Source organism: Rhabdochlamydiaceae symbiont of Dictyostelium giganteum (assembly GCF_964291045.1).
GTDB lineage: Bacteria > Chlamydiota > Chlamydiia > Chlamydiales > Rhabdochlamydiaceae > PALSA-1444.
In genome coordinates this window covers 977126-1000765 of sequence record NZ_OZ197277.1, presented here as the reverse complement: position 1 = coordinate 1000765, position 23640 = coordinate 977126, and the positions used below count along the sequence as shown (strand labels likewise).

Below are 23640 nucleotides of genomic sequence, written 5' to 3'. Positions count from 1 at the left end.
GTGCTTATATCAATTTCGGAGTTGCCCACCGAAAGTTAGGAGAATATCATAAAGCCATCAGCTATTATGAAAAGCATTTAAAGATCACACTAGAGCTTAAAGATCAAGTAGGAGCGGCTAAAGCTTGTGGTAATTTAGGAATTGCCTATCAGTGGTTAGGAGAATATCATAAAGCCATCGGCTATCATGAAAAATGTTTAGAAATTATGCTAAAGCTTAAAAATCAAGTAGGAGCGGCTAAGGCTTGTGGTAATTTAGGAAATGCCTATCAGTGGTTAGGAGAATACCATAAAGCCATCGACTATCATAAAGAGCATTTAAAGATCGCACTAGAACTTGAAGATAAAGTAGGAAAAGGAGCAGTTTATAATAATTTGGGAAATGCCTATCACAGTTTAGGAGAAATTCATCAAGCCATCGAATATCATGAGAAGGGTTTGCACATTGTACAAGAGCTTAAAGATCAAGTAAAAGAGGAGAAGATTTATAGCAATTTGGGAAGTTCCTATGAACAATTAGAAGACCATCCTAAAGCTAAAGAGTATTTTTGTAAAAGCATTGATATTGCTGCTTCTATTCAAAAAGATGCAAAAAAAGCTCAGTGGCAAATCACTTTGTTTGAAGAGTTGTCAAGACCTTATACGGGTTTAGAACGGGTGTTGCTCTTGCAGAATAAAAACGTTGAAGCGTTAGAAATTTCTGATACGAGGCGGTCTCGAGCTCTTTCTTCTCTTCTATCTCAAAAACTTTCCTTAGAAGAGAATTCAGACTCTTCTTTTAATCCTCTTTCCATTGCAGAGATTCAAAAGCTTGCAGAAACGCTTTCTACAAATTTTGTGATGTATTCTCTTATTCAATTACATACTCAAGAGGAAGCTATTCAAGCTTGGATTATTTTTTCAAAAGGAAAAAGCCTCCAATCGGTTTCTTTGCCTATTCCAAAGGAAACATTTACGGAATTAGATCCTATTTTTAAAGCATTTCCCTATCAACAAGAGACTAAACGGCCTACAAGAGGAAGTAAGAGTTCAACGCAGCTTTTTAATGAAAAACTCTCTTCTTGGTATGATCTTCTCATTGCTCCTCTAGAGGAGTACCTTCCTTTACCGGGTTCTGAAGAAACCCTCACGTTTATTCCTGATGGTTTTTTAGCCCATCTTCCTTTTGGAGCCTTTTATAATGCCAAAAAAGATCAATATCTAATTGAAAATTATCCTATTTCAGTTGCACCATCTATTCAAGTGCTCTCTCTTTTAAAGGAGCTTCCTCAGGAATTTTCTAATGAAGCTCTTCTCATAGGAAATCCTACAACCCCTCATCAAAAAGATGAGTTAAAGCAAGCAGAGCATGAAGTAAAAGACATCATTGCACCGATGATAAAAAATTCTAAAACGGAAGTATTCATTCAAAAAGAGGCAACAGTAGCTAATGTATTTAAGCATGCTCCAGAGGCCAAAGTCATTCATATTGCATGTCACGGAATCGCAGAAGAGAAGCCGCAAGATGATCCTTACTCTGTCTTTGAAGGGTTCTTTAAGTTAGCAAGTGAAGATATTAAGCATCCTAAATACCTTCATGCTAAAGATGTGAACTCACTTGCCCTTAAAGCTGATCTTGTTTTCATGAGCGCCTGTCATTTAGGAAGAGGAAATCTTCAAAAAGAGGGGAGTATTGGCCCCATCTGGTCTTTTTTAGGAGCCGGGGCTAAATCCACGATTGCTAGCTACTGGCCGCTTCCTGAAGGAGACATGACTGTGAAGATGGTAGAGACTTTTTATCAGCACTATTTAGGAATTAATACTCCAAAATTAAGTAAAGTCAGAGCTTTACAGAAAGCTACTCTTATGGCAATGAAGACAGAGCGGAATAAACCGCGTCAATGGGGAGCGTTTTTCTTATCAGGATTACCCATATAAAAATATCCTAAAAGCTTTCTCATCAATCAGCTTTTGGTTTAATGATTATGAGATAGATTTAAAAAAAATATCACTTGGTGGATCTCACTCTTAAATTGCACCTAAGAGTGAGAGTAAGTATTTAATCACCTCCACAACAGTGTGAAGTGAAGGTGATGGTTATTAGAAGCGGTTGCTAAATGTGAACTGAGCTCCAGCTACATTAGCATCACTTTGACTGTTAAGCTTAATGTAGTAAGGCTCTAGTCTGAAATCCCAATTATTGGTTTTTCCAAACCGCATGGTAAGAGGAATCGACACTTCATATCCTAAAGCATTAGAATTGTCATGACGCTCAGCAGAGACGGAATTCTTCTCAATACTTTGTTCTAAGTAAAGAGCCCGCATTCCTTTAATGTTGAGGCCTGCATTCACTTTAGGGGTTATTTCATAATCGACTTTCATCCCCATCGTGAGGTAGAGCCAATTTTGAACAAAGTGGATTGCTTTGACGGATCTGGAGTGGTATCCTCCAACTCCTATAAAAGGACTAAAATAGATTTTATCTTCTCCGACGAAGTTATAACCTAATCGAAGCTCTCCTCTACCAACAGTCCCTGTAATTTTGTCTTTGTACAACTCTTTTTCAGCCATTTCAGCTTTAAGATTCGTTCTTCCTACTGCATATAAAGCGTCAATACCAGCATACATGGAATTGGGTCTAAGAAAATCGTAACCCGCTCTTAGGCCGTAATAGATGCTGTCTCCTTTAACATTAATCCCTTTAATATTAGGGGATTCGTCAGACCAGAAAATATCCGGACCCCAGTATAAACGGTCCCGTTTAGATGTTTCGAGCATCAATATTTTTGTTCCATCAGAGGTGTCTTTAATGACAACTGTATGCCCGTTGTAGGCATTAAGAGCACAAGTTCCTAAAATTCCTGACATCGTTAATATCATCATAGTTTGTTTCATTTGAAACCTCCTATTTTTTCGGTGTTATGTTACTCAACATAAACAAACATAAGCTACATTTTACAATTTATTCAATACGATTTTTTTTGTTCGTGGTTTTATTCAGTTAATATTCTTGTTTATGCTGTATCTTATAATGAGACCTTTTATCAAAAGAATATCCTGAGAGTTTAAGAGGATAAAGTAGACAACTTATGAGGCGTTATGAGAGAGGTTTAATCTGGATGGAAAACAAGAAAATAAAAAGATAATGATTCAAGTCACAGGCAATAAGTCAGGAAAAAAGAGGGGAGTTGGAATGCATTCAAGTCTTGATTTAGAGGCTATATTTTACATAGCAAAGCGATTTTACGTGTTTGATGCATGCATTTTGGGTGATGAGTGTCGAAATGATACTGAATCCATCCTTTAATCTAAAAGATTTTAAGAATAATTTCACGCAAGAGAGCTCTCTATTTTATCTATATAAAAGAGCGTAATTTATACTCTTTATCGTACAGTGTTAAATTAATAAGAGCTTTACAAAAAATAGAATAAAGTCGAAATATTGAATTAAGGTTTTCCACTAGATCCTTATTTTTGAAAAGGAGTTGCTATTATGGTAACGATGAAAAAAGGTAGTAGACAAACAGAGGCACCTATCAGCGGTGTTAAAGCAAGTGCAGTGAAAAAGAAAGCTTCCTTAGTGGGAAGAAAGATGGCTTCAATGGGGAAAGAAAAAATCTCTCCTGTTAGAAGAAATAATACAACTGCACTACAAAAGGCAAGAAAGGCATCTCAGGCAAGAAGTCATGAAGAAAAGTCTGAGGCTGCAAAACGGGCCATTCAAACAAGAGACCGTGCTGAGCTAGAGCGTACACTTGCAAAAGCTCGTAAGGCATCTTTAGCCAGAAGCCATGAAGAAAAATCTGAGGCCGCGATGCGGGCGATTCAACACCGAAACCGTGACGAACTTGAGAAAACACTTGCAAGAGCTCGTAAGGTATCTCAAGCTAGAAGTCATGCAGAAAAATCTAAAGCTGCTTCAAAAGCGGCAAAAACTCGGAAAAAAGCTTCCGTGTAGGAAATTATTTTGAAACTGAAATGATTTAACCAAAGGATGGAATTATGAATAAAAAACTTATCCATATTATGATGTTAACTCTTTACGTAGGAATCTCAGGTCTTCCTATGGTCCAAGCATCTGGCAGTCACAACCGCACTGAGGTGGTCAACACTGATGCAGGCAATATTGATTTTATTTTCACGCACTATGTTAAATTCCCTGGGGTATTTCATAAAATTAACCACATCAATCTTGATGACCGTGTGGTTGATTTAGAAGATGGATCCCGTTGGAGTATATCTAAAACAACCCTTGTTAAAGGGTGGGAAAAGAGTAAGAATTTGATTATCACTCAAAATCACTCTAATTTTTCTACCTCAAGATATGCTCTTGTGAATGCAGACCTTAAACTTGCAGTTCCTGCAAGCTTAATTCGAGAGCCAGCTCCAGCACACGGAGTCTCTTATGTTAAAGCTGTTGACCGTGTAAATGATATCATTACACTTAGCGACGGTAAAAACTGGATTGTTCACTCATCAGATAGGGGAACGCTTAGTAAAATTACAGAGCATGACCGTATCATTGTGGGGGCGAATACTGGGGAGAATAAGGAAAAAAGCCCTTATCTTCTCATTAACACGTCGAACAATCACTATGTCAGAGCTCATCATATTGAGTAATGATTTTTTTCAAGGGAGGCAATTTTATTGCCTCCTGATCTTTTAAGATTTTAAAGAAAGCTCTTCTACTTTTTGCTCAAGCTCTTTAATCTTGGCAGACAGCTTATCTAGATTTCTCATATGGACTCTTTCTTTTTGATGTTCATATAAAGAAGTCACAGGATCTCCTCCATATTTCCCAGGGGATTTAATCGATTTTTTAATACCGCTTCTTGCTGCAAATAAAGCTCCGCTTGCAATTTCAATATGACCCACGGTGCCAGCTTGTCCTCCCATCACAACATGGTGACCTGTTTTGACAGATCCTGAAATGCCTGTTTGAGAAACAATCAAGTTGTGAGCTCCAAGAGAGACATTATGCGCAATTTGGACAAGGTTATCGATCTTTGTTCCTTGAGAAATGCGTGTTTGACTAAAACGGGCTCTATCAATGGTGGTATTAGCTCCCACTTCAACATCATCTTCTAGCACAACAATACCCATTTGATCTTGCTTTTGATGACGCCCTTGTTTATCGGTAAAGTACCCAAAGCCGCAAGATCCAATGACACACCCTGGTTGTAAGATGACGCGGTTTCCGAGTCTACACCCTTCTCTTACAGTAGAATGGGGATAAAGGTGGCAATGCGTGCCTAATGATACGCTTGCCCCTAAAAACACATGGGATTCAATGAGGCTAGAGTCTCCAACCATGCAGTTAGCATCAATGACAGCATAAGGGCCGATAGTGACATTAACCCCAAGCTTTACAGTGGGGTGGATGACAGCTGTAGGGTGAATACCCCTAAACCCTGACTGAGGTTTACTCTCTTCATAAAAGAGTTTAATGATTTCTTGAAATGTTTGAGTAGGAGAGGAGCAAATGAGATAGTTTTGATGAGGAGAAAGGGGAGTTCCAGCTTGTACACAGATGACTCCAGCTTGTGTTTTTTCTAACAAAGAGGTGTATTTACTATTTTCTAAAAAACTCACCTCAGAAGAGGTTGCAGAGTGAAGATCTGCAACTCCTGAAATGAGATGATGGGGATTTCCCATCAACTCTGTCTGGGTGATTTGAGAAAGCTCTAAAAGGGATTTCTCCATTTATTGTCCTTTTAACTCAAGCTTAGAAGAAGGTTTTTTAGCCTCTTCATCAAACTCTTTATCCATCTCTTTAATGACATCTCCTGTCACATCCAAGGCTGGGGTATAAAAAAAGCACGCCTCTTTATTGAGGATGATTTGATACCCTTTAGCATTAGCTACATGATCTGACGCTTGATGAATGCTTGAGACAACCGCTTGAACAATTTTATACTGCCCTTGATTCATGAATTGGTAGTATTGCTGTTGATATCTATTGAGCTCATCATTTAGCTGAGAGATTTTCACTTGCATATTCTCTTCTGCCTCTTTGGATAAACCATCGAGATAGTCTTGATCTTGCAATTTTTCAGCGAGGTCTCTTAGTTGTTTATCTGTATCTTCAACAAGAGAGGCAAACTGCTTACGCATGGTTTCAAAAGCGTTTTGCTCTTGTTTTCCAATTTTAGAATCTAAAATACAGCTGTTAAAATTTACAACGCCAATTTTTTGCTCAGCTCCATGTAGAGATAAACATAAACTTGAGCAGAAAAGAGTAAATAACATTTTTTTCATAACACTCCTAATGGTTAAAAAAACTAAAACTGTCCCCCCATGGAGAAGAAGAATTTCTGAACTTGGCTAGGGTCTAAAGGATGAATGGGAATGCCATATCCAATGGTGACAGGCATTTTATTCATCACCTCTACCCGGATCCCTAAGCCGTAACTGGCTTGATAACGATCAATTTGAAACGGTTTTTGAGATAAAGATCCTGCATCGACAAATAAAAATCCATCGAGCATCTTGAGAAGTTCATGGTTGTATTCAAGAGAGAGAACAGAAGCTGTGATTCCTCCTTGAGGATCTCCATTAGGGAAGTGAGGCCCTAAGTCAAAATCTTTAAAGCCGCGTACCGAGTGAAGACCTCCAATAAAGAACCGCTCACTGACAGGGATGGAGTTAAAAGAGCTTGTCCAAAAGATAGGCTGGATAAATTTAGCTTCCCACTTATATTTTAAAGTTCCATGATGCCAAAGATGTTGGTAAAAGCTGTTAATATAGTTGTATTTTAAAAAGGCGACATCTCCTAAAAGCCCTGCAAATTCAAATTCTAAGAGAGATCTAAATCCGTGATGAGGTTTAGAGATACGGTCTGTCGAATCAAAGTTAAAAGAAATCGAGGCAGCTGAAATGTTCCCTGTTCCTTTTTCAAGCGTTTGTTCTTGAGGCGACGCTCCAGTTGAGACATCAATATTGGCATGTTTAGCTCTATATTTACTGCTAAGTGTCCAGTAAGGAGTGAGGGGATAGGAGGCAAATAAGCTTCCTCCTAGAGAGTCAATTTTATATTCTTTAGCTTGAATGTGGCTTTGACTTAAAAACCCTTCTACTCCAACTCTCCATTTGGTTTCATGGAAATAGGGGGTAATCCACGACATCGTATACGATCTTTGTTTAGAGCCTAAAGAGATCTTAGCATGAGCATATTCTCCTCCTCCTCTTAACGAAGAAAAGCCGTTTTGGAAAAGAGAGGTGAATCCTTTGTAGTTAAAATTAGATTCCGTCACATCTAACCCTCCCACAAGCTCTCCTGAATTGGCTTGAAAGAAAACGCTGGCGTGACCTGTTGGCATCTCTTCCACCTCGATGTAGACATCTCGGTAGTTTCCTCCTAATACCTTATCATCTTGTGATCTCACAGAATAGACATTAACACTTTTAAAATAGCCGATATTTTGAAGCCGCTCTTGCGTGGCTTTAAGCCTAACAGAGTCAAATACCTCTCCTGGAACAAGAAGGGACTCTCTTAAAATCACGTTATTTTTTGTTTGTTCATTTCCGACAATGCGGATAAGACCGATTTTATATAAAGACCCTTCCTCAATAGTGAAATGGATACTGTACTCATTAAGCTCAGGATGCGGAGTAGAGGAGAACTGCACATGCGTATCAATGTACCCTTTTCTTCCATAAAGATCTTTAACCGTCTCTGTTGCCATCCGGATTTTTTCAGGGGAGTAGATATCTCCTGGTTGGATGAGAAGAGCATCTTTTACCGTCTCATCAGAGAAGAGAGAATTCCCTTGAAAAGAGACATCTCCAATATGGAAAAGAGCCCCTTTTTTTGCGGTTACTGTAAGATTGACTCTCCCTTTTTTTAAAGAGTTAGTGATCAAAACATCGAGCTTTGCATCGGCGTACCCTTCATTATGCAAGAAATTAAGGATGGTGAATTTATCTTGCTCAATTGCCTCATCATTTAAAAGCCCCTGTCCTGTGATCCAGCTCATAAAAAGATTGTATTTCTTGGTGTAGATCATTTCTAAAATTTGGCTTTTCTCTTTTTTGGTAAACCCTTTAAAAATGATATCATCAATTGTTCCAGCACGGCCCTCCACAATATGAATGTGAATATCTACAGCATTGGTATGAGGAATGGAGTGAATCACATAAGAGAGCTGAGATTCAAAATACCCTTTTTTGATGTAGTACTCTTTCACTTTATTGAAATGCTGGCTAAAGGTCATGCGGTTAAACGGCTGAGACGGTTTAACAGAGAGCTCTTTTGCTAAGATCTTGGAAGAAATATCGCTATTTCCCTCCCACACGATGTTTTTAATGATGGGCCTTAGCCACACTTTCAAAGAGATTACAATTTCTCCTGATTGAACCTTCACAACAGGTTCAATACGGTCGTAATGTTCGGAGAGTGTTTTGAGATCTTGATCAAAAATAGAGGGGGAAAAAGGGGCTCCCTTCTGTGTTTTAAGCTTTTCTAAGATCAACGTCTCATCAAAAGATGATTCAGGAGGGACATTCTCCACTTGAATCAGGATATTACTCACTCTTTGATGGTGAACTTGCTCAAAAGAATTTTGATTAGTTCCTTGCAATTGCAACGGAAAAGAGGAGAGAACAGCTAAAGATGAAAAAACGAAAAATTTTTTTGTGTATCCCATGAAACCCTATAAAGAAGGGGAGTATAAAAAAAGAGGGAAAAAATAAGCAAATATGATTATGAAAAAGGCGATGTTTCTTCTTAATCTAGGTTTAAATATCTTTAAAAGAGCTGTCTTCCGATAAAAGCTCTTGAAAGTGTGCCGCCATCCACATACTCAAGCGGGCTTCCCATCGGCAGTCCAAAGGCAAGTCTTGAGACGTGAATATTTAACGCGTGTATTTTTTCTTTAAGGTATAAAGCCGTTGCATCTCCTTCAAGTGTGGAGTCTAGAGCAATGATCACTTCCCGTATAGGATGCTCAGAGAGTCTATGAAAAAGTGTGGTGAGATTAAGATGCTGTAGCGTCCTTCCATCTAAAGGAGAAATTAAAGAGCCTAGAACATGGTAGAGGCCGCTGTAAGAGTGAGTCTCTTCAATGGCATACACATCTTTAGGAGAGCCTACAATGCAAAGAAGGGTAGCGTCTCGTTTTGCAAGGTTACAAAAGTGGCATCCGGTAGGGGAAGAGAGACAGTGGCAGACAGGGCATAGAGGAACATCTTCTTTGATTTTGGCAATCGTAGAGGAGAATTGAAGCAATGATTCATCAGACCAGGTGAGGAGCTGAAAAGCAAATCTCTCCGCTGTTTTAGCCCCCACACCGGGGAGTTGTTTCAGCGTTGTCATTAATTGTTGTAAAGCAGGTGGATATTTAGACATTTAATACGATACTATAGAAGGAACATCGTAAGGATTTCAAGTTGAAAAATATCAGCAGCTTGGAAAATAACTATAAAGAAGAGTGTTTTACTTAAGAAGAGGCCAGGCATGAAAGGGTTGGAGACAGGACATAATAAAATTAAGAAAATTTGTGATGTGTTAAAAAAAGAGACGTTAGAGCCAGCTGAGCTCAAAGCACAAGCTTTAATTGAAGAGGCAAAGCGTGAAGCTGAAGAGATCATTTCTCAAGCTCATCAAAGATCAGAGCAAATGCAACTTGAGTCACAGCTTGAAATGCAAAAACAAAAACTTGCCTTTGAAGCATCTCTTGCGCAAGCTTGCCGGCAAACCACCGAGTCTTTGAAAGAGAAAATAGAGACACAGTTTTTTCACCCTCAGCTTTTTGCGCTCATTGAAGCACCTCTCAAAGATCCTAACGTGATAGCAAAACTCATTCAATCAGTGATCCAAGGGATTGAAAAAGAGGGGATCATGGGGAATATGGAGGCGTTTATTCCCTTCGGAGCCCCCATTGATGAAGTGAATCACCTTTTAGGAAAGAAACTCCTTGAAAAGCTTAAAGATAAAACGGTATTACACACCTCTCTTAAAGGGGGCATTGAAGTGAAACTGACAGATCAACATATGACTCTTGATCTTTCTGATGAAACTTTCCATGAGATGATTGTGAGCTATTTAAGAAAAGACTTTAGACAATTTTTGTTTGGGTTATAACCGTTAAAGGAAAGATATGTCTCACTACTATTTTCTCACCCTATCTCTTCCTCCTCTTCGTTTAGGAGAAAAAGCGCCTCTTTCATTTAGCGATTTGATGAGCCGTATTGAACTGAATGTGACTGCATCAGATTTTCAAAAGTTAGCTGTTTTAAGACGGTGGATTGACTTAAAAAATATACGGCCTCTTTACTTAGGAGAGACAATTGATCCTAGGGGCAATTTAAATGAAAAAGAACTTGAAGAGGCGCTTCTTATAAAAGAATTTCTTCCCGCTTATGTCTTTGATTTTCTAGAGAAATTTGAGAGCAGGGAAGATAAACTCCGCTTCCTTCCTCATCTTTTAGCGCGTTACCTTCAAGAGGAAGAAAGATGCTGTAAGGGGTTTCTTCAAAGTTATTTTTCCTTTGAGCGGTCTTGGAGATGCATTCTTTTAGCCATTAAAGCCAAAGAGCTTGGAAAAGATGTAGAAAAAGAGCTACAATTTGAAGATTTAAAAGACCCACTCATTATAGATATTTTAGCTCAGAAAGAGGCGCCTATTTATGAGCCTCCCTTAGAGTTTATGAGCTTAAAGGAAAAGTATCTAGGATGCGGGCTTGATCCTTGGGAGCTCGTTAAAATGGGGATAGAGTGGAAGTTTGATCAAATCAATCATCTCATTGAAAAAGATCTCTTTTCGATGGATGTGATTTTAGCATATGTTGTGCAGCTGATGATGATAGAAGAGTTTAACGAACTGGATTCTTCTAGGGGTGAAATAATTCTCGAAGCGTTTGTAGGTTAATAAAATGAAAAGTAGTGCGATAGGAAAAGTCATCAAAGCGTTTGGGAATTTGCTCTATGTCGAATTTGAGGGGAGCATTTGCCAAGGCGAGGTTGTCATGATTGAGGTGGGGAAAGAGCGCCTCAAAGGGGAAGTGATTGAAGTCGCTGGAAAAGAGGTGAAGGTACAAGTTTTTGAAGACACTTTTGGCATTCAAAAAGGCAGTGTTGTGAAGTTTTCAGGCCACCTTCTGGAAGCTGAGCTTGGGCCTGGGCTCTTAGGCGCTGTATTTGATGGTCTTCAAAACCCTTTAGAAGATGTTGCTAATGCCATTGGTCTTTTTTTATCCCGTGGTGTGTATCTTGAGCCTCTTTGTAGATCTAAACATTGGGATTTTCACCCAGCTGCAAAAGTGGGAGATAGCGTCACAAGAGGAGATGAACTGGGGTATGTGATGGAAGGGAAATTTCGCCATCTGATTATGGTTCCTTTTATCCATAGAGAAGACATCACAATCACGTGGATAGCTCCTTCTGGTTCTTATCCAGTAGATCATATCATTGCAAAAGCAATTGATGCTAAAGGCGTTTGCTACGAATGGAGTATGATTCAAAAATGGCCAGTTAAAGCGCCTCTTGCGATTGGAGAAAAAGTTAAAGCGTCGCAAATGATGGATACAGGTGAGAGAATTATCGACACCCAGTTTCCTATTTTAAAAGGGGGAACATTTTGTTCACCTGGACCTTTTGGAGCTGGAAAAACGGTGTTACAACACCACCTAGCTAAATATTCCTCCGTTGATATGGTAATTGTTGTCGCTTGCGGTGAAAGAGCTGGAGAAATTGTAGAAGTGTTAAGAACATTTCCTCATCTTAGAGATCCGCATACAAACGATCCTTTAATGAACCGTACCGTGATGATTTGTAATACCTCTTCTATGCCTGTTGCAGCACGTGAAGCTTCAATTTACATGGGCACGACCATTGCAGAGTACTACCGTCAAATGGGCTTTAATATCTTGCTCCTTGCAGATTCCACTTCAAGATGGGCACAAGCCATGAGGGAAATGTCAGGAAGATTAGAAGAAATTCCTGGAGAAGAAGCTTTTCCTGCCTATTTAGCTTCAAGAATTGCAGCGTTTTATGAAAGATCAGGGGTCTTAAAACTCCCTAACAATAAAACAGGCTCTTTAACCATTGGGGGCACAGTTTCTCCAGCTGGGGGAAACTTTGAAGAACCTGTCACACAGGCAACTCTAGCTGTCGTGGGAGCCTTTTTAGCTTTATCAAGAGAGAGATCAGATGCGAGGAAATATCCAGCTATTGATCCTTTGATTTCTTGGAGTAAATATGTAGGGGATGTGAGTGCCGAGCTAGGAAAGCATGCAAGCGGCTGGGGAGAGCTTGTTAAACGGGCTTTAGCAATCCTTCATCAAGGAGATGAGATCGGGAAGCGGATGGAAGTGGTGGGGCAAGAAGGTATTAGTCTTTCTGATATGATGATTTATCTGAAAGCAGAACTGTATGAATTTGCCTATCTTCAACAAAATGCTTTTGATAAAGAAGATGCCTATAGCCCTCTTAAACGGCAAATTGCCCTGTTTTATCTGATCAATCAAGTGTTTATTTCTCATTTTAGATTAGAAGGACACGATGCAGCTAGGTCATTTTTTCTCGATCTTCAAAATGACATTAAAAATATGAACTTTATGCCCTACGAGTCTGAGCGGTATGTTAAAACATATAAACGGATTCAAGATAAAATTCAGTCAGCTACTAGAGGGATCTCATGAAAAGAATTTATGACCGTATTGTTGACATGAGAGGAAACCTCCTCTCAGTGATGGCTCAAAATGTGAGTTTAGGTGAAATGGCCCTCATTTATAAGCAGTCAGGGGAAAAAGTTTACGCCTCGGTTCTGAAAATTGATGGCGATAAAGTGACTCTGCAAGCATTTGAAAATACAAGAGGGATCTCCACACACGATAGAGTCACCTTTTTAGGAAGACAAATGCAGGCAACTGTTTCAGAGGCGCTTTTAGGAAGACGATTAAACGGGGCAGGTGTGCCTATTGATAAAGGGCCTCTCATTGTAGGAGATGCAGTGACGATTAATGCTCCTTCTTTTAACCCTGTAAAAAGAGTGATTCCTCACGAACTTGTCCGGACAAATATTCCCATGATTGATGTCTTTAACTGCCTAGTTAAATCTCAAAAAATTCCTATTTTTTCGATTTCAGGAGAGCCTTATAACCCGCTTCTCATGAGAATTGCCAATCAAACAGATGCAGATATTATTATCATTGGAGGAATGGGTCTTAGATTTGATGACTATCACGCCTTCATTGAAAATGCAGAAAGATCAGGTTCTTTAGAAAAAACAGTGATGTTCATTCATCAAGCGACAGACCCTGCAGTGGAATGTTTACTCGTCCCTGATATGGCTCTTGCCTCTGCAGAAAAATTTGCAACGCAAAATAAAAATGTCTTAGTTCTTCTCACCGATATGACAGCCTTTGCAGATGCCATTAAAGAGATTGCTATCACTATGGATCAAATCCCTTCTAACCGGGGGTATCCAGGCTCTCTTTATTCCGATTTGGCTTCTCGTTATGAAAAGGCGGTCGATATTGAAGGGAGCGGCTCGATCACCATCATCTCTGTCACCACAATGCCAGGGGGAGATGTCACGCACCCCATTCCTGATAATACAGGGTATATCACAGAGGGTCAGTTTTATCTGCACGGGGGACGCATTGACCCTTTTGGATCCCTTTCAAGGCTGAAGCAGCAAGTGATTGGAAAAGCGACCCGTTCAGATCATGCAGATATTGCAAATGCCCAAATTCGGCTTTATGCGGAAGGGAAAAAAGCGAGAGAGCGGGAATCGATGGGCTTTAAATTATCAAAATGGGATGAAAAGATTCTCTATTTTTCCCATTTATTTGAAGAGCGGATGATGAATTTAGAAGTAGACATGCCTTTAGAAATTGCGCTAGATTATGGATGGAAAACGCTTGCAGAGTGTTTTGAGCCTCATGAAGTGGGGATTAAGCAAACCGTTGTAGATAAATATTGGCCTAAGGTAAATGACCTTGCATGAAACTCACCAAGAATGAACTACGCCTTCAACAAATTCGGTTAACGCAGCTTCAAAAGTATTTGCCAACCCTTCAACTGAAAAAAATGCTCTTTCAAAGTGAAGTCAGTATGGCATTACAAGCAGCTACTCAATACAAATTAGAGTTCAATCATCAGTATGAACTTGTAAAAGCGTACTCACCTCTCTTATCCAGTCCAGAGGCGTTTGATCTTTTTCCAGCGCTTAAAGTGTTAGAGGTAGAGGTCATGAGTGAAAATATTGCAGGAGTTGATCTCCCAGTATTTATGAATGTGATCTTTGAAGAAAGCAAAGCTTTTTTATTTGACGCTCCCATTTGGCTTCATTCAGCTATGAAAGGGATGAGAGCGCTTCTTTTGATCAAAGAAAAGATGCGTATTGCAGAAAAGCGTAAACAGCTTCTTGAGCAAGAGCTTAAAGAGGTTTCAACGCGGGTTAACCTCTTTGAAAAAATCTTAATCCCTAGAGCTCAAGACCATATCCGTAAGATTAAAATATTTTTAGGCGATCAGCAACTAGCTGCCATCTGCCAAGCAAAAGTTGCAAAAGCGAAGATTTTAGAGAAAGAAAAGGAGACTTTATGATTAAAGATGTCCTGAAATATCTCATCTATGGATCTCAGCAAGATCTAGATCAATTTTTCCTCATTGCTCAAGAAAGAGGCTTTTTAGAATTTATTGCTTTTGATACGCAGAAGAAAATGGGGATGCCCTCTTCTTTAAACCGGCTTGCAGAGGCGATTAAAATCGTCATGACGGTGACACTAGAGCCCTCTTCTCAAAAAGAGGAGTCTTTAAATTCTCCCTTTCAAATCGCAGAAGATATTATCGATTTAAAGCTAAGACTAGAAAAGCTAGATGAAGAGGAAAAAAGCCTTCAATTAGAAAAGTCACGCATTTCTCCCTTAGGCGATTTTTCCATGGATCAGATTGCATTCATTGAAAAAGCAGGGAAAAGAAAAATTCAATTTTTTTGCATGAATGTGTCAGACCGGCCCAAAGCCAAAGAGAATGAAGAGTTACTCTTTATCACAACAGAAAATGATATCGACTATTTTATGGGAATCAGCCGTGAGGGTATGAATCCTTCTCAAATGATGGAAATGCGTGTGGATGTTACTCTAGAAGAGGTTAGATACCGGCTAGATTTTATCGCCAATCAAAGAGTGCATTTAGAAAAAGAGCTTAAAGAGAGCGCTTGTTATCTTGATCTTCTAAGAGAAACATTTATCACCGAACTCAACGCTTACAATCTCACTTCAGCGAAAAAAAATGTCATCTATCCCCTAAAAGCACAGCTTTTCTTCAGTAAGGTTTGGATTCCAAGTCACAAGGTGGATGAGCTCTTTGAGCTCATGGAAACCTTACATATTCAAGGAGAGCCGATTGCTTTAGACCCTTCTGATAAAGTTCCTACTTACTTAGAAAATCAAGGGGTAGATCTGATTGGAGAAGATTTAATCAAGATTTATGATACGCCCTCCATTAGAGATAAAGACCCTTCTCGGTGGGTTTTAGGATTTTTTGCTCTATTTTTTGCCATCATTGTAGGAGATGCAGGGTACGGCGTTTTATTTTTAGCAGCAGCGCTTTATTTCCAAAGGAAACTTAAAGAGCCCTCTGAATCTGTTATGCGGAGTGTCAAGTTGATGAAGATTTTATCAGTGGCATGCATCGGATGGGGTGTGATGACAGCTTCTTATTTTGGTATTCAGTTCTCTCCTGATCACCCTTTAATGCAAATATCTCCTATTCAAGCGCTCGTTGTGAAAAAAGCAGACTTTCATCTTAAAACTCATGATGCTGTATATCAATCTTGGGAGAAAAAATTTCCTCTGATTAAAACAGCCTCTTCAGGTAAAGAGATGTTAAAGATGGCCTCTTTTTCTCAAAAGGGGAGTGTGATCTATCCGATGATGAGTGAATTCTTTGGAAATATCATTTTAGAGCTTTCTTTATTCCTAGGGATCGTGCATTTAACCCTTTCAATGGTGAGAAATATCAAACGGCATGTAGCTGGCCTAGGGTGGTCTTTTGTCATCATAGGAGGGTATCTTTTCTTCCCCTCTCTTTTAAATGCCGTCACGCTTTTTCAATTTACAGGACTTCTTTCATCAACTGTCGCAACAACAGTTGGCTTAGAATGTATGGGTGTAGGTTTTGTCTTTGCCACTTTTGCAGCGCTGATTCAACACGGTATGAAGGGGATAGGAGAACTTTTACATGTGATCCAAGTGATTGCAGATGTTCTTTCTTATCTGAGACTCTACGCGTTAAGCTTAGCAGGGGCGATTATGGCGACGACATTTAACCGAGAAGGGAGCCGGCTTGGGCTTGTGACGGGGTTCATTATTTTACTTGCAGGGCACTTGGTGAATATTACGCTTGCGCTGATGGGAGGCGTGATTCACGGTCTTCGTTTAAATTTTTTAGAGTGGTACCGTTACTGTTTTGAAGGGAATGGCAAACTCTTTAACCCGCTTCAGAAATTAAAAATAAAAGGATGAAATTTTGATGGATTATGCAATGGTTGGACCCGCTCTTGTGTTAGGGCTAGGATGTATTGGAAGTTCAATTGGATGTGCAATTGGAGGAATGGCGTGTCATGCTGTCATGAGCCGTGTAGAAGAGAATCACAGTCAGTTTATTGGGATGTCTGGAATGGCAGCTTCTCAGTCAATTTTTGGGTTCATTTTAATGCTTTTAATGAGAGACAGCATTAATGCAGGGACGCTTTCTGCTCTTTCAGGAATAGGGATTGGGTTTTCTGTGGGCCTCGCTCTTCTTTTTTCCTCTGTTTATCAAGGCATGTGCGCAGCGTCAGGGATTCAAGCGTCAGCTAAGCAGCCAGCAATTATTGGGAAATGTTTGATTGCTTTAGGGATTATTGAGTCATTTTCTCTTTTTGCCTTTGTGTTTGCCCTGCTTTTGATTTAAGCAAAAAAGAGTTCTTTAACTATTGGCAATGATTCTTCATTGCCAATAGCCATCACTTCATTTCTTGATAAAAAGAAAGGAGGAGGATTAAATTTTCAACGTGCCAAATTGTTGATGAAGAGGGGTTTCATCTAACGTTTGCGCCTCTTTCCAGTAGAAACCTACTTTAGCAAGCATATTATCATAAAAATACTCGACAAATAGCTTAGCAAAGTAAGGGGGGTTTTTGGATTGGTCATTTAAATAGAGATGGGTCTGTTTATCATCGGTTCTCTCTTTTTGAGGAATTAACATGCCGTTAAATTTCAGTGACTGAACGAGCATATAGGCATGCACCTTCACATCAAGAATCTCTCCTGCATTATTTCTTGTAACCTGTGCTACAGATTCATGTGTTTTGGGGTTGATAAGATCTTGGATTAACATAAAAAACCTGCCTTGTGTTAACGCTCTTATTTTGGACAAATAGGGTGTTTATTTCAATAGTTAACAATTTTAAAATAAGCCATCTAACCTTTAAGATGAGAGTAATTAACAACAGCATATTGATAACTAATCAAAATTGAAAAATGAGTTCTCAATTGAATCGAAAACTCAATGTGTTAATTTTGAATTAATAGATTTAATAATGGGTGTAACATTAATTTAACAATGTTTTTTAATTCATAGGGGGTATATCGTTTTAATCAAAAAGGTGAGAGACCTGTTTTTAAGAAGATGTGAGGGGGGATTCATGACAATTAATAATAATTTTAAAGAAAATGTGAGTAAAAGGACTCAAGAAGAGACTGAAAGCTCTCAATTGAATAAAAAAAGCAAGAATGAAAGCTCTCAAGAAACAGCTTATAGAGTCAATGAAGTGGTTCAAGAAGAGAATATATTTACAGCTGCTTCGCCTCATGGGGCACGCTCTTCTAGTATCCCTAGTGCCTTGCATAACACTTCCAATGATGAGGAGGACAATTCTTATTCACTCCAACTCACTTCTTCACCTCTATATCAAGGAAGTCCTAATAAAGAAGAGACAGATAGCGATCAAGAATCACAATTAGCTCTCGAGCAAGAAATACAAGAGAGGGAAAGGGGTAATAGGTTAAATATATTTTTTTCTCGTTACCTTCAATCTAACCCTGTTTTTACGCAAGATTCAGAGCAAAATTTGCCTATTAATCATGCCCCTTTAAAACAGAGTGAAGGTTCTGGTGAAGAGAGATCTCCTTATCCAATAAGAAATTTTTCACCAAATCAATTGTTAGTAAATGATCCTATTGAAGATGAATCGATGGAATATATTAAGGGTAAAATTGCCAATTGTTTTATTGATGACTATGATAAAGAATCTATATTAAATGCAAATCATTTAGAGAGGCTTATTTCAGTCATAAGTTACAATTTTTTTGACTATAAAAATACCCGGGTCATTACAGATACGTTTATAGAGAATATATACCAATCTTTACTCTTATTGCAAAATAGAGAAGGGGGAGATATTTTTCAAAAAAGCGAAGCTTTTGCAGCGATTAAAGATCTCTATCATAGCTTAATGTTACTTAGAAATTATCCAACTTTTGAGGCCATAAAAGAGGGACGTTTTTTACATGAAAAAGAAAACCCCAATATTTACCTCACGCCCATTAGAGAGCAGCTCAAAAAGCCTTTAGGGGCGCTTTATAGGCAGATTATCAATGGGGCACCTTTATATACAATGAAAGATTGGACAGGACAAGATGGACAATTTCCATCTTATATTTTGGGGAACAGAAAAGATATCTATCCTTGGATTTTTAAACCTGAGTGGGCATCTCCTAATTTATTTGAGACAAAGAAGTCTACACTTTATGCTTCGGCGATGAATTTTCACCGAGGGTTTCCTATTTTAGATACATTTTTAATCCGAACCAAAAATATTACAGGGCAACTCGATCATGTGATTCTCAAAGCTGAACCGCTTTCTATCTTTGTTGAGCGATCCATATTTAGCAGCGAATTTCGCAAGAGCCTTCAGGCGCTTTTAATTTTTGATATTTTATTTTGTAATGCAAATCGAAGTTTTAATGATATTTTAACGATAAACTTAGAAGTCATCTATGGTATTAATCATGAAGAATGTTTTAAAGTTCCTAAGGAATTCAAAATCGATTACTGGTGGCTAGCTGGTTATGAAAATGACAGGCCGCTACACTTTGATATAGAAACATTAGAGCTGATTTCGATAGAAAATTGCCAAAGGTATCAACAGATCTTAAGATCATTTTCACTTAATCCTAACCTGAGCAGTTGGGTAGATTCCATCGGAAGTTTGTTAAGAAGCACAGGGAGAGAAAAAACTATCCCAGATCTTATCGAAGAGATCGAAAAGAAATTTTACGAAGAATTCTTTTCATCAAGAGAGGGATAAATCCAATTCGATTTCCCTTTTAAGTGACTATTGAATGAAAGAGGCGAGAGCTAAGAGTGTTTGATCAATCTCTTCTTCTGTTGTAAAGCGGCTTAAAGAAAAACGAAGGCTTGCTCTTGCAAGAGAAGGGGGTACCCCCATATTTAGCAAAATCGGGGAGGGCTCAAGCCCTCCTGATGTACAGGCAGAGCCGTGACTGACAGCAATTCCGGCTAAATCGAGTTGTAATAAAAGGGTTTCTCCATCAAAAGAGGGAAATCCTAGCTGGACAGTATTACAGATAAAAGGCCCTTCTCCATGAATAATGAGCTGAGGGAAAAAAGAGCGGATGCCTAAAATAAGCTTTTGTTTAAGGCGCTCCATTTTCTCAGTAGCTAAGGGTAAATGAGTATGAAGAAGATCAATCGCTTTTGCAAAACCTACAATGCCTGCAATATTTTCTGTTCCACTGCGTCTTCCAAGCTCTTGCCCTCCTCCTATAATGAGAGGGGGTATTTTATAAGAGGAGCGTAAAAAGCAGGCCCCAACTCCTTGAGGTCCATGGATTTTATGAGAAGAAAATGCCATAGCAGATACTCCCTTAGGAATTTTAAAGAGCTCTTTTCCTAGGATTTGCACTCCATCTACAATAAATGGGATGGTATTTTTCTCTGCAATGACTGCAATTTGATCAATATCTGTTTTTACTCCCGTGATATTATTCACAGCCATCAAGACGATGAGGCGGGTATGAGGAGTGATCGCCTCTTGAACAGCATGAGGCTCAACTGATCCTTTTCTTCCTATTGGAAGAAAAGAAACCTTGGCTCCTTTTTTTTGCAGGTGGATCAAAGTGTTTTGAACAGCTGGATGCTCTCCATTAGAGCTAATGATATGACACTCTGGATCAAGGGCATAAAACCCTTGAATTAAGGAGTTAAGCGCTTCTGTTCCACCTGATGTAAAGATGATTTCTTTGGGCTGAACATGCAAAAATTTGGCAATGAGGTCTCTTGAACGCGTTAAATGGTGTTTGGCTTCTTGCCCAAAAGAGTGGGTACTTGAAGGGTTTAAAGGAGCTGAGAGTAAAACTTCTTGCATACAGCTCACAACTTCATAATCCACTTGAGTTGTTGCATTGTTATCGAGATAAACTCTTTTCATGGATTTCCAATTCTAATGAGTAATAAAGTGATGTTATCATCTCCTTTTTCTTCTTTAGCAAGGTCAACAAGTTGAATGGCGAGTTCTTTAAGAGGGAGATTTTTTTTAAAGATCATCTCCATTTGATGATCAGAAATCGCATCATGAAGCCCATCGCTGCAAAGCATATAAATATCTCCTACAGCATAAGGAGTTTCTGCTAAATCAGGTTCAATGATCGAGTGGATGCCAAGTGCTTTAGTTAAAATATGTTTGCAAGGGTGGCAAGGTCTACCTTGTTTAGCTTTTTCAATCAGCCGTCTTTCTAGTGAGTGGTCGTTTGTTAAAAGAGAGAGGGAATTGCGGAATTGATAAATGCGGCTATCTCCCACATGACCAATAATAATGTGATCTTCTAAAATCAGAAGCGAGCAGAGAGTCGTTCCCATGCCATGGAGGTCAGGATGGTCTTTTCCAAGCCTTCTGATCCAGGAATTTGCTGAAATAAATGTCTCTCCTAAATACCTTTTTGCAGAAGAAATGGTGGGAGGGGTCAAGTCTCTAAAATATTTATCGATCGCATCACAAAAATGTAAGACAGCTTCTTTAGCAGCTACTTCTCCAGCTAAGTGCCCGCCCATTCCATCGGCTAAAACATAAAATCGATCATCAAAGAGTTCTCCCCAGACATCTTCATTATTTTCCCTTGAAAGGCCAATATCTGAAATACCAAAGGTTTCAATAGAAGGCATTTTAAATTTCATAATAAACAATTACCTGCTGCGATAGTGTTAGGAAAGAGAGCTGATTTAAAGAGCCCTTACTTTTAAAAAAAGATAAATTGAGCTGCATACGGTTTAACTGATGCAAGAGGGTGTATTTTTCATGTTATGCCTCTGGAAACAACATAATTTGTAGAGAACTTGCTAAATTAAAGCTCATATGAAGTCCTATAGAAGCGTAGAGAGATCCTTGTTTTTCATAAAGATATCCTAAAAAGCAAGAAAGACAAAAAAGAGAGGAAATCAAAGACACATTACCTAAATGTTGTGAGGAAGAGAAATGGAAAAGCGCAAATAAAAATGAAGTGAGAACAATCGACAATCTAACGCTTAAGAATTTTTTAATGTACTGTTGTAAAATGCCTCTAAATAAAAACTCTTCAATGACGGGTGCAATGATCACAATGGAGGTCAAAGCAAAGAATGCTTGAAGAGGCGTTTCGAGATTGTGTTTCAGATAAGCTACAGCTGCTTGCTCATACGGTTTTCCATCAAAAAAAGGAAATAGGGCTGTATCACAGAGTTGGTTTATGGCAGCTACAAAAGGGAAAGCCATGAACCATGTCAAACATCCGATGCCAAAATCTTTTAAATAAGAGGAGTCACTACAAGGGTGTTTTAATAGAGTTTTAAACCTGCCTTGCCGATCAGATAAGGTATAGAGGAATAAAGATATTAACATACTGCTTGTGATGACAAATTGCAGAATGCTTACTGTTTGATAAGAGATGTTAGGGTAAGACGGGATTAAAGAGAGGGCAAACGATAAAAAAAGGGGAGAAAGAAATAAAAAACTGAGATACATCGCAAATAAAGATGCCACTTGAGATAGTTCAATAGGGGGTCTTTTTAAAGAGGGGAGATCAAAAAAACCTAAAGAAGAGGCAATCAATGTAAATACCAACCCTATCAAGCTCAAAGATAGGATGCCCATTATGGCATCTTGCATAGCATCCCTTTTGACTAAATGTTGCTAACAGAACGGATCAAAATATAATCTTCTACACGTGTTGCAAGCTCTTGGCAAAGCTTTTCATGAGCTAATCCTACAGGAGAAAGCTCAAACATATCATCGCCCCAAGAGGTGTTTTCTGCTTGAAGAGGAAGGTATTGGGAGTGTTCAATAAGCTCTTCTAAAACAACTTGAGGAGAACTTCCCCTCACATCAAATACACGGACTCTAACTGACATGTTGAGAAAAGAAGAGGTGGGCTGAAGATCGGACTCAGAGTGATTTAAAGGGGAGATCTTATGGTTTAAAAGCTCAAAAAAAGCGATAAATTCACTCGGAGGATAAGCTTTTTTAATCCACTGGGTATCAAGGCTAAAAGGGTTTTTACCCGGTTTAATTTTTTCTGAGAGATTATCTACAAGGTCTTTACTTAAAAGGTAAAGCGTTCCTTCGTGAGCTAGCCGGCTTCTAATGGTTTGAGAAAGCTCTTGAGAAAGATTCCATCTGGCTAGAGGCTTTGAGTGATCAATCACGGGAACTAAGGAGACAATAGGTCTATTAGAAGTGGGCTTTTCCATAGAGAAAGGAGCTTGATGGTGTCCGCAACCTCCAAGAAAAATTGTGAAAGAGAAAAGAATATAAGTGACGCGTTTCATAGAATTAGACCTCCATCTCAAATTGCTTAGGGTTCATCCAATCTGTTAATTGACTCTCTAAAATAGCAAAATTGAGAATTCTCTGACAGACCCTAGTTAGAATTGTAAACCATCAAAAGATATGTGAACATAAAAGAATGGTTTTTTTGCTTCTCTTTTTTCATAGAGAAATCTATTTGCATTTATTTTCTTAAACTGAGAAACTCACCTTTTATATAGATTACCCTTCCAAACAGGGAAGAAAAAAAGATCCAATTTCGCTAGAAGGAGTTTAAATGTCATACGAAAATGCAAAAGCTAATCTCAAAGAGCTCGGCAAAGATTTAAAAATATCAGAAGAGTTACAATTTGATGAAAATCACACCTGTATCCTTGGAATCGATAACGCCTTTTCTTTACACATCACTTATGAACCGCACTCAGATAGACTCTACCTCTATTCTCCTGTGTTAGATGGACTTCCTAAGCAAGATAGCCTTAAATTAAAGCTCTATGAAGCTTTACTTAGCGGCTCTATGCTTGGAGCTCAAATGGCTGGCGGCGGAGTTGGCGTTGCGACAAAAGAAGAACTTGTTTTAATGCACTCTGTCATTGAAATGGGGATTGCAGCTGACGGTTTTCTTTTAAGCCGGTTTGCTCCTGTTTTTGTTGAGACTGTAGAGAAATGGAGAAGAAAAGCAAAAGACATTTCAGAAGGAAGAGAGCCTGTAGAAGAGGATATGCCTCCTGCTCAAAATCCTATGAATGTTGGAGCTCCTAAACAAGGTCCAAGTTTATCACCACAGCAACCTTTTATTAAAATTTAATTTTGCTTAAAAAATCCTATCTTTTCCTAAGATAGGATTTTTT

General features: G+C 38.8%; 21 protein-coding genes. 11 read left to right on the top strand and 10 right to left on the bottom strand.

The features are described from left to right. Positions 1 to 2078 precede the first annotated feature (2078 nt). Positions 2079 to 2873: an autotransporter outer membrane beta-barrel domain-containing protein gene (locus tag ACI7T6_RS03460; protein ID WP_404665031.1), complete on the bottom strand. Its 795-nt coding sequence runs from the start codon at positions 2871 to 2873 to the stop codon at positions 2079 to 2081. A gap of 598 nt (positions 2874 to 3471) precedes the next feature. Here ACI7T6_RS03460 and ACI7T6_RS03455 point away from each other — a divergent pair. Both ACI7T6_RS03455 and ACI7T6_RS03450 read left to right on the top strand, forming a co-directional pair. Continuing rightward, positions 3472 to 3936, top strand: a complete 465-nt coding sequence (locus ACI7T6_RS03455; protein ID WP_404665030.1) for a hypothetical protein — start codon at positions 3472 to 3474, stop codon at positions 3934 to 3936. Positions 3937 to 3980: 44 nt separating this feature from the next. Further along, positions 3981 to 4598: a hypothetical protein gene (locus ACI7T6_RS03450; protein ID WP_404665029.1), complete on the top strand. Its 618-nt coding sequence runs from the start codon at positions 3981 to 3983 to the stop codon at positions 4596 to 4598. A 42-nt stretch (positions 4599 to 4640) separates the two neighbouring features. On the opposite strand, the gene lpxD is transcribed toward ACI7T6_RS03450, so the two are convergent. The 4 genes from lpxD to recR form a co-directional block, all read right to left on the bottom strand. Next, positions 4641 to 5681, bottom strand: coding sequence for a UDP-3-O-(3-hydroxymyristoyl)glucosamine N-acyltransferase (gene lpxD / locus ACI7T6_RS03445; RefSeq protein WP_404665028.1), 1041 nt, complete (start codon positions 5679 to 5681; stop codon positions 4641 to 4643). Then, entirely contained in the window at positions 5682 to 6236 is a 555-nt protein-coding gene (locus tag ACI7T6_RS03440) for an OmpH family outer membrane protein (protein ID WP_404665027.1), read from the bottom strand. 23 nt (positions 6237 to 6259) lie between these two features. Further along, a complete protein-coding gene (gene bamA / locus ACI7T6_RS03435; protein WP_404665026.1) occupies positions 6260 to 8623 on the bottom strand; it encodes an outer membrane protein assembly factor BamA in 2364 nt (787 codons plus the stop codon). 101 nt (positions 8624 to 8724) lie between these two features. Continuing rightward, on the bottom strand, positions 8725 to 9324 hold the full coding sequence (gene recR / locus ACI7T6_RS03430) for a recombination mediator RecR (protein WP_404665025.1): 600 nt from the start codon (positions 9322 to 9324) through the stop codon (positions 8725 to 8727). A 108-nt stretch (positions 9325 to 9432) separates the two neighbouring features. Here recR and ACI7T6_RS03425 point away from each other — a divergent pair, with 108 nt between their 5' ends. The 7 genes from ACI7T6_RS03425 to ACI7T6_RS03395 are packed head-to-tail and all read left to right on the top strand — an operon-like array spanning position 9433 to position 16881. Then, positions 9433 to 10059: a V-type ATP synthase subunit E gene (locus ACI7T6_RS03425; RefSeq protein ID WP_404665024.1), complete on the top strand. Its 627-nt coding sequence runs from the start codon at positions 9433 to 9435 to the stop codon at positions 10057 to 10059. Between the two features lie 16 nt (positions 10060 to 10075). Further along, a complete protein-coding gene (locus ACI7T6_RS03420) occupies positions 10076 to 10846 on the top strand; it encodes a DUF2764 family protein (RefSeq protein ID WP_404665023.1) in 771 nt (256 codons plus the stop codon). Between the two features lie 4 nt (positions 10847 to 10850). After that, positions 10851 to 12617 carry a V-type ATP synthase subunit A gene (locus tag ACI7T6_RS03415; RefSeq protein ID WP_404665022.1) on the top strand — a complete coding sequence of 589 codons (1767 nt, stop codon included), beginning with the start codon at positions 10851 to 10853 and terminating at the stop codon, positions 12615 to 12617. After that, positions 12614 to 13927 (top strand): V-type ATP synthase subunit B, encoded by a 1314-nt coding sequence (locus tag ACI7T6_RS03410; protein WP_404665021.1) that lies wholly within the window; start codon positions 12614 to 12616, stop codon positions 13925 to 13927. The genes ACI7T6_RS03415 and ACI7T6_RS03410 overlap by 4 nt, the downstream gene beginning before the upstream one ends. Next, positions 13924 to 14529 carry a V-type ATP synthase subunit D gene (locus ACI7T6_RS03405; RefSeq protein ID WP_404665020.1) on the top strand — a complete coding sequence of 202 codons (606 nt, stop codon included), beginning with the start codon at positions 13924 to 13926 and terminating at the stop codon, positions 14527 to 14529. Before ACI7T6_RS03410 ends, ACI7T6_RS03405 begins: the two co-directional genes overlap by 4 nt. After that, positions 14526 to 16451, top strand: a complete 1926-nt coding sequence (locus ACI7T6_RS03400) for a V-type ATP synthase subunit I (protein ID WP_404665019.1) — start codon at positions 14526 to 14528, stop codon at positions 16449 to 16451. Before ACI7T6_RS03405 ends, ACI7T6_RS03400 begins: the two co-directional genes overlap by 4 nt. Before the next feature lie 4 nt (positions 16452 to 16455). Further along, the gene (locus tag ACI7T6_RS03395) at positions 16456 to 16881 is read left to right on the top strand and encodes an ATP synthase subunit C (protein WP_404665018.1); all 426 of its coding nucleotides are present in this window, start codon (positions 16456 to 16458) and stop codon (positions 16879 to 16881) included. Between the two features lie 87 nt (positions 16882 to 16968). Here the strand turns inward: ACI7T6_RS03395 and ACI7T6_RS03390 are convergent, their stop codons facing one another. Then, the gene (locus ACI7T6_RS03390) at positions 16969 to 17307 is read right to left on the bottom strand and encodes a hypothetical protein (protein ID WP_404665017.1); all 339 of its coding nucleotides are present in this window, start codon (positions 17305 to 17307) and stop codon (positions 16969 to 16971) included. Between the two features lie 307 nt (positions 17308 to 17614). Here ACI7T6_RS03390 and ACI7T6_RS03385 point away from each other — a divergent pair, with 307 nt between their 5' ends. Further along, the gene (locus tag ACI7T6_RS03385) at positions 17615 to 19279 is read left to right on the top strand and encodes a hypothetical protein (RefSeq protein ID WP_404665016.1); all 1665 of its coding nucleotides are present in this window, start codon (positions 17615 to 17617) and stop codon (positions 19277 to 19279) included. A 27-nt stretch (positions 19280 to 19306) separates the two neighbouring features. Here ACI7T6_RS03385 and ACI7T6_RS03380 read toward each other — a convergent pair whose 3' ends face one another. The 4 genes from ACI7T6_RS03380 to ACI7T6_RS03365 all read right to left on the bottom strand — a co-directional run bounded on the left by ACI7T6_RS03380 (position 19307) and on the right by ACI7T6_RS03365 (position 22791). Further along, a complete protein-coding gene (locus ACI7T6_RS03380) occupies positions 19307 to 20422 on the bottom strand; it encodes a cysteine desulfurase family protein (RefSeq protein WP_404665015.1) in 1116 nt (371 codons plus the stop codon). Further along, positions 20419 to 21165, bottom strand: a complete 747-nt coding sequence (locus ACI7T6_RS03375) for a PP2C family protein-serine/threonine phosphatase (RefSeq protein WP_404665014.1) — start codon at positions 21163 to 21165, stop codon at positions 20419 to 20421. The genes ACI7T6_RS03380 and ACI7T6_RS03375 overlap by 4 nt, the downstream gene beginning before the upstream one ends. A 124-nt stretch (positions 21166 to 21289) precedes the next feature. Next, a complete protein-coding gene (locus tag ACI7T6_RS03370) occupies positions 21290 to 22132 on the bottom strand; it encodes a lysostaphin resistance A-like protein (protein ID WP_404665013.1) in 843 nt (280 codons plus the stop codon). Positions 22133 to 22146: 14 nt separating this feature from the next. Continuing rightward, positions 22147 to 22791: a CT253 family lipoprotein gene (locus ACI7T6_RS03365; protein ID WP_404665012.1), complete on the bottom strand. Its 645-nt coding sequence runs from the start codon at positions 22789 to 22791 to the stop codon at positions 22147 to 22149. A 275-nt stretch (positions 22792 to 23066) separates the two neighbouring features. On the opposite strand from ACI7T6_RS03365, the gene ACI7T6_RS03360 reads away from it, so the two are divergent. Then, on the top strand, positions 23067 to 23597 hold the full coding sequence (locus ACI7T6_RS03360; RefSeq protein WP_404665011.1) for a CesT family type III secretion system chaperone: 531 nt from the start codon (positions 23067 to 23069) through the stop codon (positions 23595 to 23597). The last annotated feature ends 43 nt before the right edge of the window (positions 23598 to 23640 follow it).

Excerpts from the sequence above, each read along its gene's own strand:
- ACI7T6_RS03370 (WP_404665013.1), bottom strand. The coding sequence starts at position 22,132 with ATGCAAGATGCCATAATGGGCATCCTATCTTTGAGCTTGATAGGGTTG.
- ACI7T6_RS03360 (WP_404665011.1), top strand. The coding sequence starts at position 23,067 with ATGTCATACGAAAATGCAAAAGCTAATCTCAAAGAGCTCGGCAAAGAT.
- ACI7T6_RS03365 (WP_404665012.1), bottom strand. The coding sequence starts at position 22,791 with ATGAAACGCGTCACTTATATTCTTTTCTCTTTCACAATTTTTCTTGGA.
- ACI7T6_RS03420 (WP_404665023.1), top strand. The coding sequence starts at position 10,076 with ATGTCTCACTACTATTTTCTCACCCTATCTCTTCCTCCTCTTCGTTTA.
- ACI7T6_RS03405 (WP_404665020.1), top strand. The coding sequence starts at position 13,924 with ATGAAACTCACCAAGAATGAACTACGCCTTCAACAAATTCGGTTAACG.
- recR (WP_404665025.1), bottom strand. The coding sequence starts at position 9,324 with ATGTCTAAATATCCACCTGCTTTACAACAATTAATGACAACGCTGAAA.
- ACI7T6_RS03380 (WP_404665015.1), bottom strand. The coding sequence starts at position 20,422 with ATGAAAAGAGTTTATCTCGATAACAATGCAACAACTCAAGTGGATTAT.
- bamA (WP_404665026.1), bottom strand. The coding sequence starts at position 8,623 with ATGGGATACACAAAAAAATTTTTCGTTTTTTCATCTTTAGCTGTTCTC.
- ACI7T6_RS03375 (WP_404665014.1), bottom strand. The coding sequence starts at position 21,165 with ATGAAATTTAAAATGCCTTCTATTGAAACCTTTGGTATTTCAGATATT.
- ACI7T6_RS03450 (WP_404665029.1), top strand. The coding sequence starts at position 3,981 with ATGAATAAAAAACTTATCCATATTATGATGTTAACTCTTTACGTAGGA.
- ACI7T6_RS03400 (WP_404665019.1), top strand. The coding sequence starts at position 14,526 with ATGATTAAAGATGTCCTGAAATATCTCATCTATGGATCTCAGCAAGAT.
- ACI7T6_RS03455 (WP_404665030.1), top strand. The coding sequence starts at position 3,472 with ATGGTAACGATGAAAAAAGGTAGTAGACAAACAGAGGCACCTATCAGC.
- ACI7T6_RS03385 (WP_404665016.1), top strand. The coding sequence starts at position 17,615 with ATGACAATTAATAATAATTTTAAAGAAAATGTGAGTAAAAGGACTCAA.
- ACI7T6_RS03415 (WP_404665022.1), top strand. The coding sequence starts at position 10,851 with ATGAAAAGTAGTGCGATAGGAAAAGTCATCAAAGCGTTTGGGAATTTG.
- ACI7T6_RS03460 (WP_404665031.1), bottom strand. The coding sequence starts at position 2,873 with ATGAAACAAACTATGATGATATTAACGATGTCAGGAATTTTAGGAACT.
- ACI7T6_RS03390 (WP_404665017.1), bottom strand. The coding sequence starts at position 17,307 with ATGTTAATCCAAGATCTTATCAACCCCAAAACACATGAATCTGTAGCA.
- lpxD (WP_404665028.1), bottom strand. The coding sequence starts at position 5,681 with ATGGAGAAATCCCTTTTAGAGCTTTCTCAAATCACCCAGACAGAGTTG.
- ACI7T6_RS03440 (WP_404665027.1), bottom strand. The coding sequence starts at position 6,236 with ATGAAAAAAATGTTATTTACTCTTTTCTGCTCAAGTTTATGTTTATCT.
- ACI7T6_RS03410 (WP_404665021.1), top strand. The coding sequence starts at position 12,614 with ATGAAAAGAATTTATGACCGTATTGTTGACATGAGAGGAAACCTCCTC.
- ACI7T6_RS03425 (WP_404665024.1), top strand. The coding sequence starts at position 9,433 with ATGAAAGGGTTGGAGACAGGACATAATAAAATTAAGAAAATTTGTGAT.